Source organism: Mycobacterium sp. (assembly GCF_025965855.1).
In the GTDB taxonomy this organism is placed as follows: domain Bacteria; phylum Actinomycetota; class Actinomycetes; order Mycobacteriales; family Mycobacteriaceae; genus Mycobacterium.
In genome coordinates this window covers 1-13,158 of record NZ_JAOPWB010000357.1, presented here as the reverse complement: position 1 = coordinate 13,158, position 13,158 = coordinate 1, and the positions used below count along the sequence as shown (strand labels likewise).

At 65.1% G+C, this 13,158-nt stretch carries 10 protein-coding genes; 4 read left to right on the top strand and 6 right to left on the bottom strand.

Going from position 1 to position 13,158, the window contains the following annotated elements:
- Positions 1-29: 29 nt before the first annotated feature.
- The 3 genes from JWP83_RS30785 to JWP83_RS30775 form a co-directional block, all read right to left on the bottom strand.
- Positions 30-2,201 (bottom strand): acyltransferase family protein, encoded by a 2,172-nt coding sequence (locus JWP83_RS30785; protein WP_297739348.1) that lies wholly within the window; start codon positions 2,199-2,201, stop codon positions 30-32.
- 117 nt (positions 2,202-2,318) lie between these two features.
- Positions 2,319-3,095 (bottom strand): NlpC/P60 family peptidoglycan-binding protein RipD, encoded by a 777-nt coding sequence (gene ripD / locus JWP83_RS30780; RefSeq protein ID WP_297739292.1) that lies wholly within the window; start codon positions 3,093-3,095, stop codon positions 2,319-2,321.
- A 416-nt stretch (positions 3,096-3,511) separates the two neighbouring features.
- Positions 3,512-3,958, bottom strand: coding sequence for a hypothetical protein (locus JWP83_RS30775; RefSeq protein WP_297739289.1), 447 nt, complete (start codon positions 3,956-3,958; stop codon positions 3,512-3,514).
- A gap of 62 nt (positions 3,959-4,020) precedes the next feature.
- Here JWP83_RS30775 and JWP83_RS30770 point away from each other — a divergent pair, with 62 nt between their 5' ends.
- Entirely contained in the window at positions 4,021-5,343 is a 1,323-nt protein-coding gene (locus tag JWP83_RS30770) for an adenosylmethionine--8-amino-7-oxononanoate transaminase (protein ID WP_297739287.1), read from the top strand.
- Between the two features lie 244 nt (positions 5,344-5,587).
- Here JWP83_RS30770 and JWP83_RS30765 read toward each other — a convergent pair whose 3' ends face one another.
- Together JWP83_RS30765 and JWP83_RS30760 are read right to left on the bottom strand one after the other, a co-directional pair.
- Complete coding sequence (locus tag JWP83_RS30765) at positions 5,588-6,256, bottom strand: response regulator transcription factor (protein ID WP_297739284.1); 669 nt, start codon at positions 6,254-6,256, stop codon at positions 5,588-5,590.
- 258 nt (positions 6,257-6,514) lie between these two features.
- Positions 6,515-7,345 carry a DedA family protein gene (locus tag JWP83_RS30760; RefSeq protein ID WP_297739281.1) on the bottom strand — a complete coding sequence of 277 codons (831 nt, stop codon included), beginning with the start codon at positions 7,343-7,345 and terminating at the stop codon, positions 6,515-6,517.
- A gap of 208 nt (positions 7,346-7,553) precedes the next feature.
- Between JWP83_RS30760 and JWP83_RS30755 the strand changes: the two genes are divergently transcribed.
- The gene (locus tag JWP83_RS30755; protein WP_297739345.1) at positions 7,554-8,909 is read left to right on the top strand and encodes an ATP-binding protein; all 1,356 of its coding nucleotides are present in this window, start codon (positions 7,554-7,556) and stop codon (positions 8,907-8,909) included.
- A 238-nt stretch (positions 8,910-9,147) separates the two neighbouring features.
- Here the strand turns inward: JWP83_RS30755 and JWP83_RS30750 are convergent, their stop codons facing one another.
- A complete protein-coding gene (locus JWP83_RS30750) occupies positions 9,148-10,050 on the bottom strand; it encodes a hypothetical protein (protein ID WP_297739278.1) in 903 nt (300 codons plus the stop codon).
- Positions 10,051-10,250: 200 nt separating this feature from the next.
- On the opposite strand from JWP83_RS30750, the gene istA reads away from it, so the two are divergent.
- Together istA and istB are read left to right on the top strand one after the other, a co-directional pair.
- On the top strand, positions 10,251-11,510 hold the full coding sequence (istA, locus tag JWP83_RS30745) for an IS21 family transposase (protein ID WP_297739274.1): 1,260 nt from the start codon (positions 10,251-10,253) through the stop codon (positions 11,508-11,510).
- The gene (gene istB, locus JWP83_RS30740; RefSeq protein WP_297739270.1) at positions 11,507-12,322 is read left to right on the top strand and encodes an IS21-like element helper ATPase IstB; all 816 of its coding nucleotides are present in this window, start codon (positions 11,507-11,509) and stop codon (positions 12,320-12,322) included. The genes istA and istB overlap by 4 nt, the downstream gene beginning before the upstream one ends.
- Positions 12,323-13,158: the final 836 nt, after the last annotated feature.

Below are 13,158 nucleotides of genomic sequence, written 5' to 3'. Positions count from 1 at the left end.
TTATCCGCGCGCCGGCCGTGGCGGCCTGTTCACCACCAACCGGTGCCGGCCCCGATCTGGCGGCCCAGCTCATTGGTCATGGTCCGCACATAGGTGGGCGACAGGTGGTGCGCGCCGTGGTAGATCAGCACGTTTCCTTCGACGGGGCGGCAGACGTCGGCGCGGCAGATCGCGTCCGACATGTCGAGAACCTTGAGCAACGGGAACTGTGTGACGAAGTCGAGGGTCTGATTGCGATCGGACAGCACGTCGGAGCGCTTGACCACGCACGACTCCGGGCTGCCGCCCTTCTTGGCCAGGCAATCCGCGGGGTCGAACGGTTTGCCATTCTTGACCAGCCACGGGGTGTCCCGCATGCCGAGGATGGGAATGTTGTTGTCGGACAACGTTTGCCAGATGCCGATGTAGGTTGCCGGCATCACGTCGCCGGTCTTGACGTTCCACGGCCGGGTCGTCGTCGTGAACACGTAGTCGGGACGGTCGGCGACCAGCTTGGTCATCGTCCGTTGCACCCACTCGCGGCACTGCATATACGGGGCGTTGTTGCCCATGATCAGCGGGACTTCCTCGGTGGACAACGGGCAGCCCATCTTGAGGTACGTCACCACCTTGAAGTGGTGGGCGCGGCCGAGCAGGTCCAGCGCGGGCAGCCAATGCTCCGCGTGCGACCCGCCGGCCAGGGCGATGCTGCGGGTGGCCGCGACGTCGCCGTAAGTGCAGTTGACCAGCGCGGGGTTGACGAAGTCGCTGATGCAGCCGTCCCGGGTCGAGGTCGGCACGTCGTCCTTGACCTCCAGGACGCTGGGCCGCATCGGCAGCGCCGGCACCCGCGCGTGTTCGGTGAGGGCGCGCGCGCCGGGATAGTCCTGCGGGTTGAGGACGCTGAGCTCCTTGCCCGCGGCGCGCAGCACCGTGACGTGCTGACGCCAGGTGAACGACGTCGCGGTCAGCGTGACGCCGAGCAGCACCACCATCGATCCGAGCGCCATCGTCGGCCTGCGCAGGCGCAGCCACCGGCCGGCCGAGGGGACCGCCGGGACGGGCGCGGGGGATGCTGCGCCGGCGGATGTCCGGTAGCGCAGCGGGTCCTCGACGAGCCGGGTGGTCAGGTAGGCCAGCGCCCCGGAGACGAGCAGCACCGCCGCGCCGTCGACGAAGCCGGCGCGCCGGTGACCGCTGTAGGACAGCCAGAAGATGAGCAGCGGCCAGTGCCACAGGTACAGCGAGTAGGCCATGGCGCCCAGCGCCACCAGCGGTCCCGCCGCCAGCACCCGATTCGGCAGCGGCAAACGGTCATCGGTGCCGGCCCGCAGGTTGGCCCCGGCCAGGATCATCAGCATCGTGGCCCCGACGGGGACCAGCGCCCAGGGGCCGGGGAATTCCTTGACGCCGTCGATCAGGGCCCCGCACGATACGATCGCCGCCAGCGCGACGGTGGCGAGGGCGGTGCGCAGCCACGTCGGCCAGCGGATGTACGGCACGACGGCGCCGACGAGCGCGCCCAGCAGCAATTCCCAGGCCCGCGCGAAGCTGTCGTAGTAGGCGATCGCCTGGTCATCCCGATGGGCGATGACCGCGTAGACGAACGAGGCCACCGTCAGCGCGCTGAGCAGCAACAGGAACATGGTCCGCAGGTGTCTGCCCAACGCTCGCCTGAACAGGACCGCGCACCCGGCCACCAGCAGCAGGAAGGCGATGTAGAACTGGCCCTGCACCGACATGGACCAGATGTGCTGCAGCGGGGTGACGGCCTCACCCGCCCGCAGGTAGTCCGCCGCGGTGTTGGCCAGCTCCCAGTTCTGGTAGTAGCCGAGACTCGCCAGGCTCTGGTCGGCGAAGGTCTCCCAGCGGGTTTCCGGTTGCACCAGGACGGTCAGTAGCCCGCAGCAGGCCAAGACCACGACCAGGGCGGGAAGCAGGCGGCGAACCAGCCGGATCACCTCGGCTACCGGCGACAGCGACAGGTCAAAGTTGAGCGCGGCGCGCAGGATCTTTCCGCCGAAGAAGAACCCGGACAACGCCAGAAACACGTCCACGCCACCGGAAACCCGCCCGAACCAGATGTGGAACACGGCGACGAGCGCGATCGCAATGCCGCGCAGGCCGTCGAGGTCGTAGCGATAGAACCTGGCCGCGCGCGCCCGCGCAGCCACCGGTGCGGCACGAGCAACCGGTGGGTGAGGCGGCGACAGGCTCTGCATGGTCAACCGCCAACTTACCGAAAACCGCCGCCTGCGCCTGACCGCCGGCCTACCGGCGAGGCAGCTCAGGGGAGCAAGTGGCGGGTGTTCGGCGGGGAGAAACGGCCGCGCGAAGGGCTACCGCGTGATGCCGTAGGGCGCCTGCTGCAACGGCGCCTGCGTCGGCTGTTGCAGCAGGGGCAGCTGCTGCACCGGCGCCTGTTGGGCCGGCGCTTGCTGCAGCGGTGCCTGCTGCGCTGGCGCTTGCTGCAGCGGTGCCTGCTGCGTCGGGGCTTGCTGCGCTGGCGCTTGCTGCAGCGGTGCCTGTTGCGTGGGCGCTTGCTGCGCCGGCGCTTGCTGCAGTGGCGCCTGTTGCGCGGGCACCTGCTGCAGCGGTGCCTGCTGGAACGGCGTCTGCTGGTCTCCGAGAACCCGGACCAGGTAGGGCGTCATGCCGGTGGAACGCACCGGCGAGACCTGGACGACGTCGCCCACCTCGAGCATCTGGTTGTTGCCGAGGTACATCGCGACGCTCTGGGTGCCCTCGGGACCGTAGAAGATCAGGTCGCCACGGCGTGCCTGCTGCGGCAGGACCTTCTGGCCGAGCCGGTACAGCTCGCCGGAGGAACGCGGCAGCTTGATCCCCGCGCCGGCGTAGGCGTACTGCATCAGGCCCGAGGCGTCGAAACCGACGGTCATGGCGCCGGTGCCCTTGCCCCGGGAGGGGCCGGTGACGCCGCCGCCGGCCCAGGAAAACGGCACGCCGCGCTGCGAAAGACCGCGCATGACGACGATGTCGGTGGCCTGCTGGTAGTCCATCGCCCGGGTGCCCGGGTCGGCGGTCGCGATGCTGGCGGTGGCCAACGGGGCCACCAGCATCGCGAAACCGATCGCGAAAGCATAGATGCGTTTCATTGGGGTTCCCACCTTCTCGGGTCCTAGGCCTCCGTCGCGGTGACTTCGCGCATCGGCCTCTATTGCAGGAGGCGAGGTGCCTCCCCGTCGGGGCCCAACGCCGCTGCATGACGCTTGGAAATGAACCCAGCCGGCTCGCCGCCTGAATTCACACCAGTCACTACAGACACTTTTACAACAGAAGTTGCCGACGGAAAATGCCTGGTGAGGTCCACGAGGGATTATTTGTCGTAACGTGACCGGACGGTGACTGGCCGGCCCAATTGCGGGTGCGCAATTGTGATTTGGGTCTCAACGGTGGGCCGCGATCAGGTGACTCCACCGCCGCCGAAATCGACGTTAGCGCGACCCCCACTCGCACTTTTCCGCGCTGCCGTCGATCTCGGTGAAGGCGACGAGCGCCGAGCGCTGAGTGCTCAGAGCCAATAGCGTTCGCTGAAGGTGGTCAGAATAAAGCCGGCCAACGAGCTGACCATGATCAGGGCCAGGGCCAGGACCGGCCAGAAGGACATGTACCAGCCCTTTAGGAGGGAAACGAACGGGCCGATCCCGGCCGCGGCGATCGCCGCACCGATACCACCCCACACCACCGGGTGAATGTAGTAATCGATCCCGAAGGGCACCGGTCCGCACGTGTCCCCCTCGCACACCTTCGCGAGGAAGCCAAAGAGCCGCGCCGGCCAGGTTGTCGCCGTAGCGAGTATGAGGAGCAGCACCAGGAGCGTGACGGTGCAGATGACGTCCCAGGCCGCTATCCGCAGGCGAAGCACCCGGGGTGCCCCGTGGGCGGGGTGCACGGGCACCGGTGGGGCGGCGATGGGGTGACCCGGGTTGGTGCCGTCGGGCTGGTGCGGTGAAGCCATGGCCTTAGATGGTCCCCGATGGCCGCGATTTGTGCGAACCGGCTGCTCTACGCTCGGTCTCTATGCCTGCGTCGAGGGCCGGGCTCACGCCCGGGCAAATCAGCGCGATCGACGCGGCGCACCTGTGGCATCCCTACAGCACCATCGGCAGGGAATCGGTGGCGCCCGTCGTGGCCGTCGCCGCCCGCGGTGCCTGGCTGACGCTGATCCGGGACGGCGAGCCCATCGAGGCGCTCGACGCGATGAGCTCCTGGTGGACCGCCATCCACGGGCACGGTCACCCGGAGCTGGACGCCGCGCTGACCAGGCAGCTGGGCACGATGAACCACGTGATGTTCGGCGGGCTGACCCACGAGCCCGCGGCCCGGCTGGCGCAGCTGCTGGTGGCAATCACGCCGCCGGGCCTCGAGACGGTGTTCTTCAGCGACTCCGGCTCGGTGTCGGTTGAGGTCGCGGTCAAGATGGCGCTGCAGTACTGGCGCAGCCGTGGCCGGCCCGGCAAGCACCGGCTGATGACCTGGCGGGGCGGCTACCACGGCGACACCTTCACCCCGATGAGCATCTGCGACCCCGACGGCGGTATGCACTCGCTGTGGTCCGACGTGCTGGCCCCGCAGGTGTTCGCCCCGCAGGTGCCGCGCGAGTACGACGCCGCCTACAGCGCGGCGTTCGAGGCGCAACTGGAGCAACACGCCACGGAACTGGCGGCCGTGGTCGTCGAGCCCGTCGTGCAGGGGGCGGGCGGGATGCGCTTCCACGACCCCGCCTACCTGCGGGACCTGCGCGGGATGTGCAGTCGGCACGACGTGCTGCTGATTTTCGACGAGATCGCGACCGGCTTCGGGCGCACCGGTGAGCTTTTCGCCGCCGACCACGCGGGGGTCAGCCCGGACATCATGTGCGTCGGTAAGGCGCTGACCGGCGGATACCTCAGCCTGGCCGCGACGCTGTGCAGCGCCGACATCGCGGACACCATCAGCGCCGGCGAGGCCGGCGCGCTGATGCACGGGCCCACGTTCATGGCCAACCCGCTGGCCTGCGCGGTGTCGCTGGCCAGCGTCGAGCTGCTACTCGGCCAGGACTGGCGGTCGCGGGTGACCGAGATAGCCGCCGCGCTGGCCGCCGGGCTCGAACCCGCGCGGGCGCTACCCGGCGTGGCCGATGTGCGGGTGTGCGGCGCCATCGGGGTCATCGAATGCGACCGGCCGGTCGACCTGGCCGTCGCCACCCCGGCGGCGCTGGACCACCGCGTGTGGCTGCGCCCGTTCCGCAACCTGGTCTACGCGATGCCGCCCTATACCTGCTCGGGCACGGAGATCGCCCAGATCACATCGGCGATGGTTGAGGTGGCGGGACTCGCTCAAGCGTCCAAACGGGGGAACTGATTCTGACGTTGCCGCCGTGCACCCAAATCTCGCCGGTCGTGGGAAAAGGCACTCCGTTAACCGACCAGAACGGCAAGCTGAGGTGCCACACGAGTTCATTGACCGATATCTCCACATCAGGAAGACCGGGCATACGCACGCAACTTGCCCATGTCCCAACAAATATCCAGGATCACGCCGCGAAGCATGCCTGGGAGCTGATCTCGCAGCGGGAAAAGGCCAGCCTTTTGGTGTTGAAGTCGCATTAGGGCAGCAGACGGTAGCCAACACCACGGGTCGTTTCGATGCTGTTGGTGCCGAAGGGGTCATCGATTTTGCGGCGCAGATTGCGTACGTAGACTTCTACGATGTTGTCCGGACCATCGAAGTGCCAATCCCATACACCCTGCACTATCTCGGTCTTTGACACGAAAGTGTCTTTTTTGCGCATGAGATATTCGAGAACGCTGAACTCCCGGGGTGTAAGCGAGATGGATGTATCGCCGCGGGTGACCGATCGTCGGGACGGATCGAGGGTGAGGGTGCCCGCAGTGAGTACGACGGGACGCTGCGGAGCCCCGCGCCGGACTAATGCGTGCAGCCGGGCGGTGAGCACCCGGAATCGGAACGGCTTTGTGAGATAGTCATCGGCGCCTAGTTCGAAGGCATCTGTCTCGTCGTACTCACCATCCTTGGAGGTGAGCATCAACACTGGTGTCCAGACCTTGCGTACGCGTAGCTGTCGGAGCACCTCATACCCACTGAGCCCCGGCAGCATGATGTCCAGGACGATCGCGTCGAACTGCTCTTCGGAGCCGAGCCATAAGCCGTCGGTTCCGTTGGTTGCCGTTGCCACTACGTATCCCGCGGCCCGCATACCCTTTGCCAGAGTGGCTGCCAGGCGGCGCTCGTCTTCGACCAGCAAGATCTTCATTGCCTTTTCACTTGGACTCGTCGAAGAGCGTCGACGGTTGAACTGACCGTCGTAGCTGGTGGGCCGGTGGCTTCGCTGGAGTGGCGAGACATGTTGCAAGCAACACCTTCTGGGTCGGCATTCCCGCTGCTGCGCCCCTAGCAGCGGTGACCCCGCGGGGAGGCGGCGTCCGTGGTGCAGGGTATGGGCCTTTGGGCCGACGTCTCCCCGACCAACCGCAACCGCCGACGTCCGCGCGAGCAGACCGCGCCAGCTGGCTCATGGTCCGTGCCATTTCACCCTTGGCCTTAGCGTGGTTCGATCTCCCCTGCGAAGTTTGGTGGAAGGTGACGTCGGGCCGGCGTACGCCGCGGAAGGCGTCGTCACCGTCGAGGCGCCGGCACTTGCCCCCGACCCGGGCGGCTGCGATCGACTTCCGTCCAGCGCCGGCACGCCACCATCCCACGCGTCGGCATTTGTCCGACCGTTCACCGAACTGACCGTTTCGCCGGCGTCGTCGCGTCGGCTACGGCGAATGGCGCGTAAGACCCAGACGCCGATCGCCGTGAAGACCACCACCGCGATAGCGAGGCTGTGACGATGCACAACGCGCTCAGCCGTCTGCCAATCCGCACCGATCTCGTAGCCGACGATGGCCAGCACCGCGGTCCACGGCAGGCAGCCGGCTACGGTGTAAAGGCCGAATCGCGCAGGAGACATCTCGGCTATACCCGCGGGAAGAGAGATAAAGGTTCTGATACCTGGCAGTAGCCGAGACCAGAACACCACCGATGGCCCACACCGATCAAACCAGTCCTGGGCTCTGTCGATCGCTCGAGAGCGCAGCCCCACATAGTGCCCCCAACGGCGCAGCCCGGGTCGGCCGCCATACTTGCCCATCAGCCAAGCGAGATAGCTGCCCACAACGTTACCGAGCGTGCCGGCTACGATCACCGCCGCCAGGCTCGGATGCGGTCCGCTTACGGCGTCCGCGGCGAGCGCTCCAGCGAAGAGCATCGTCACCTCCGAGGGCACCGGGATACACGCCGATTCGGCCGCCATCAGCACGAAGACCGCCAACAGTCCGTAGGTTGCGATCAGATCCTGCACCACGTGCTCTTCTCGTCGACGATAGGCATTCGGCTCCAGGGTGATCGATCATCGCTGAAGCGACGCTGAAGGTGCAGCCGGCGACAACGCAACCTTGGAGAAACTTCTGCGTGAATCGTCCGGCGACTTTTAGGGTTTCAGCGTGAACAGTGGTGGACGGGCGGCCAGGGCCGACGAACCACGAAGGTGGTACGCGCAGTGCTCTTGGCTGCGCGCTACCCATTGGGGAATCTCGACACGTTCGGCGATCGTCTGCGCATCGGTCGTTCTGGTCGCCGGTCTCGTGACCGGCGGGGGACTGCTGTATCTCTTGAACAGATCGTTGCTGTCCAGCGCCGACGATGCCGCCGCAGGACGAGTTCGCGACACCGTCGCCGCCCTCGATTTCGACATCGCCGCCGACCTAGACAACCGCCTGCTCGCGGGGGATCAACGCATCCGTGCGATCCAAATCATCGGCAGCGACGGCAAGGTGCTCCGACGATCAGCCTTTGCGCCGCAGACACCCCTGCTTCCGGTGAGCTGGTTCGGTACGTCGCTGCGCACTGGGATTCCCGACGACCTGTCGCCCAACGACGACATGCGCATAAGTGGCCAGACCGCTCGCACCGCGACCGGCGTCTACACCGTCATCGTTGGTGCCGGCAGCGAATCGGCCGAGCGCATCGTCGCCAGGGTCGCGCTGCTATTGGCGATCGCTATAGTCATCATCACCGGCGCGGCAGCTATGGCGACTTTCCGCTTGGTGAAACGTTCCCTGCGTTCGGTGGAGACCATCCGGTCACGCGTGGCCGAGATCTCTGCATCCGACCTTTCGCAACGCGTTCCGGTGCCGCCACCAAACGACGAAATATCGGCGCTGGCGACCACGATGAACGAGATGCTCGCACGAGTGGAATCCGGCCACGACGCGCAACGTCGGTTCGTCGGTGATGCCTCGCACGAACTGCGCAGCCCGTTGGCCAGCCTGCTCGCAGCCCTCGAAGTGGCGCAGCAATTTCCCGAAGCGATCGATGACGAGCTGACCCGCGGAACCCTTATTCCAGAGGCGCAACGCATGCAGACACTCGTTGAAGACCTCCTGCTGCTGGCGCGCGCCGACGAACACGGACTAGCTGTGCGCGGCGACGAAATAGATCTCGGCGTGTTAGCCGAAGGGGAGGCGAACCGGCTCCGACGTGAAACCAACCTGGACATCCGCCTGCACAGGGAAGCTGCAACGCTCACCGGCGATCTGGGGAGCATATTCCGCCTCCTGCGCAACTTGCTCGACAACGCCGTGCGGCATGCCACCTCGACCGTGGAAATCGAGGTGAGGCACCGCACTACATCAGTCGTGCTCAATGTTGCCGATGACGGACCAGGTATTCCCGCCCAGGACAGAACTCGGGTGTTCGATCGGTTCGTGCGGCTTGACTCCGACCGATCACGTGACGGCGGCGGTAGCGGCCTAGGGCTGGCGATCGTGGCGGAAATCGTCGCATCTCACAACGGAACCGTCAGCATCGACGACCGGACCGGTGGCGGAACGATCGTCACCGTAACCTTTCCCTCGGTGACGTGAAGATTTCGCGTCACAAGCAAAATGCAGCCGGCGAATCTGGCCTGACCCCGGTTGGTTGATCAAGGGCGTGTGAGAGTCTTGCGGCCCACATTGTGGGCAGGAAGTCTCAACGAGATCAGACGACGAGGAAGCGGCACAGTCCTGAGAAGATGATGCGCAAGCTAATCACGGCTGATCGGCTGCTGGCCGACGGCAAGGACTTTGCGGCGGTGCGCCGCGAGCTGGGTGTTTCCACCTTTCAGCCACCCGCGGCATTGTCGTCGCGCAAGCCCTCAGCGCCTTCCCGTAGAAAAACATCACGTTCTGCCGCGGCGGCTTCAGTTGACTGGCGAAGGTGAACGCCACCAACGGATTTCGCCCTCGAAGCCCTAGCAGCGGCGGTCCCGCCCGGGTGTTGTCCTGGGCGCTGGGGCAGGATAACCAGAAGCGCGACGATGAGGCCCGCGATGACTGCGGACGCTAGAGGCCGGCTCAAATCGAGGCCGCCGTGGCTGACCGGTTTATCGAGAAAATCGCCTACGGTAGCGCCGAGAGGCCGGGTCAAAATAAAGGCGAGCCAGAACAGGATCACCCGCGAAACGCGTGTCCAGTAATAAAAAGCCGCGATCGCGACGAGACCCGCGCTGAAGACCAACGCGCCGCCTTCATAACCCAGGCCGCCCGTGTCGGCCAGCCAATCACCGAGCGCGGTACCCAAAGTCTGGGAGAAGGTGATCGTGGACCAATAGAATGCCTCAACCTTGGGCGTCGCGACAGTATTGACCGACACGGTTCCCTGCGACCGATACCAAATCCCGAGCGTCACCAACAAAAGGCACAACAGCAGAAGCGATCCACCCGTGTATCCGATCCCAAGCGAGCGGTCGGCGAAGTCCGCCAACGCTGTTCCAAAGGTCGTCGAGGCGACGATCGTCGACCAATAGAGAACCGGACGGAAGCGCTTGGCGACGATCTGCGCGGCAACGAGCCCGACAAGCACGCCGCCGAAAAGCCAAGCACCCGCCGAATAGCCCCAATTCAGGGTCATCGTCACGGTGTCACCGCCCGTCTCCCCAAGCGTCGTCGCCAAAACTTTGATGACCCAAAAGCCCAGGGTGACTTCCGGAACCTTGCTCAACGCCTGTTTCGTAGAGTCATTCATCGATCCATACCGCCACGGCTAACTCCTAACAAATCGCGAAACTCGATATTGCGAAAGCCAGCTCATCGTGCCGTCTGGGACTTCGTGCCACTTTCACCGCAAATTGTGTCGGCGTCGTCTGAAAACTGACCCCGTGTCGACGCCCGAATTTTGACCCCCTTCGTCTGAGTCTCGGCTTACGAGCCGAGAGGAGAAGGGAGTTGTTGTCAGTGGAGGACTGGGCTGAGATCCGCAGGCTGCATCGAGCGGAGGGGTTACCGATCAAGTTGATCGCCAGGACGTTGGGAATCTCGCGGAATACCGTGCGGGCGGCGCTGGCCGCTGATGGCCCGCCGAAGTACGAGCGCAAGCCGGCCGGGTCGGCGGTGGATGCGTTCGACGACGCGATCCGTGTCCAACTCACAATGGTGTCGACGATGCCGGCCACGGTGATCGCCGAACGGGTCGGCTGGACTCGTGGGATGACGGTGTTCAATGAACGCGTCCGTGAGTTGCGCCCTGCCTATCTGCCGCCGGATCCGGCGGGACGCACGACTTATGATGCTGGCGATATTGCGCAGTGCGACTTGTGGTTTCCGCCGACCACGATCCCGGTCGGGTACGGGCAGACGCGCTCGCCGATGCAGTTGCCGGTGCTGACGATGGTGCTGGGTTATTCACGGTGGCTCTCGGCGATGCTGTTGCCGTCACGGCGTGCGGAGGATCTATTCGCCGGCTGGTGGCAGCTGATCAGCACTCTTGGCGCGGTGCCGCGCACCCTGGTCTGGGACGGCGAAGGCGCGATCGGGAGGTGGCGTTCTGGTCGGACCGAGCTGACCGGGGACTGTCAGGCGTTCCGCGGCGTGCTGGGCACCAAAGTGGTGGTGCTCAAACCGGCCGAACCCGAACATAAGGGCATCATCGAACGAGCACATGACTACTTTGAGCGGTCTTTTCTTCCCGGCCGGCAGTTTTCTGGCCCTGGAGATTTCAACCACCAGTTCGGCAAGTGGCTGCAGATCGTCAACGCTCGACGGCGCCGGGTGTTGGGGTGTGCACCGACGGATCGGATCGGTGCCGACCTGCAGGCGATGCTGGCGCTGCCGCCGGTACCTCCGCAGGTGGGGTGGCGCAACTCCACCCGGTTGGCGCGCGATCATTACATCCGATTGGATTCCAATGACTACTCGGTGCACCCCGGGGTGATCGGGCGACGTATCGAAGTCACTGCCGACCTGGACCGGGTGCGAGTCTTCTGTGACGGCAAGGCCGTTGCTGATCACGAACGGGTGTGGGCATGGCATCAGACCATCACCGATCCTGAGCATCGTGAAGCGGCGAATATGCTGCGTCACAAGCGAATCGGTGCCCTCCGGCCGGTGCGTGAGCATGAAGAACAAGTGATGGTCGAGCAGCGTTGCCTCAGCGACTACGACGCCGCTTTGGGTATCGACCTCGGCGAAGGCGGGCTGGTGTCATGACCACCAAAACTGCCTCGACCACTCGGACCGCCTCGTCGGGCAACCGGGATCTGACCGCTGAGATCGGCTTCCTTACCCGCGCCCTGAAAGCCCCCACGATGCGCGAGGCGGTGGCCCGGCTGGCCGAGCGGGCCCGCACCGAGTCCTGGACCCATGAGGAATTCCTCGTGGCCTGTCTGCAACGCGAGGTCTCCGCGCGGGAGTCTCATGGCGGTGAGGGGCGGATCCGCGCCGCCCGATTTCCCTCCCGAAAGTCGTTGGAGGAGTTTGACTTCGACCACGCCCGCGGTCTCAAACGCGACACTATCGCCCACCTCGGGACGCTGGATTTCGTGGTCGCCAAGGACAACGTCGTCTTCCTCGGCCCGCCAGGCACCGGCAAGACGCACCTGGCTATCGGCATCGCGATCAGGGCGTGCCAGGCCGGGCACCGGGTGCTGTTCGCCACCGCTTCAGAATGGGTTGCCCGGCTGGCCGAGGCCCACCACACCGGCCGGCTGCAACAGGAACTCGTCCGTCTGGGCCGCTACCCGCTGATCGTGGTCGACGAAGTTGGCTACATCCCGTTCGAGCCCGAGGCCGCCAACCTGTTCTTCCAGCTGGTGTCCTCCCGCTATGAGCGGGCCAGTTTGATCGTCACCTCGAACAAACCGTTCGGACGTTGGGGTGAGGTGTTCGGCGACGACGTCGTGGCCGCCGCCATGATCGATCGCCTCGTCCACCACGCCGAAGTAATCGCCCTCAAAGGCGACTCCTACCGCATCAAAGACCGCGACCTCGGGCGAGTCCCGGGATCAACCACCGAAGAATGAACACCAAGGGGGTCAATTTTCAACCGTCGTAAAGGGGTCAATTTTCAGCCGCCGTTGACAAATTGCCCAGTAACGTTGTCAATGTGCGTGTTTGAGCCGTGGGGTCGGGCCTGCTGGTGCGCAGTGCCTTGAGCACGGCGTCGATCTGGCCGTCGAGGATTTGGGTGCTGGGTGGATCATGCGTCCAAAGGTATCGACTACATGCTGAACCGAGGCTGAAAGATTCGCGGCGAGGTATCGCTCGCGCTGTGCAGGACTGCCGAGTGCCCCGGGTTGCGGTGAGCAACATCAACTAGTGGCGACGCCGGTGGCCTGTCAGGGTGCCGGCCCTGCGCGGCCAGCCACGGCTATGGCGGCCAACGCATCTGCTCCGCGAAGCCAGTCGTGCTGTACGAGACCAACAAGCAAGCTAAGCACTCGGGCCAGCTTTTCGGGCAACCGCCGTAACTCCTCAGGCAGCACCGACTCTCACAACGAGCATTGATTCGCTGCAGTAACAAAACACGATGGCCTCAATCGCCTTCGCAACAAGCGCATTCAGGTCAACCAATCCAGCTCAGCACCGTCAGCTCCGGAATCGTCGCGCCACCCTTTTAGGTCGGAGTGGTTATGGCCGGACACCGAGAACTGGTCCACGGTTTGTGAGAGTCGTTCATCAGAGGGTACAGACGGCAGCGTAGCTGGCCGGGGCCTGTTGCCCCACGGCCGAGGGGGCTGTCCGATTAACGGTGGATCCGACCTTGGCATTTGTTAGTTGCCGGTCGGGGTGATCCGGCCGTTGAAGGTGATTGCGAACGCGTTTAGTGCGGGCTTCCACCTCATTGCCCATCGTGCCC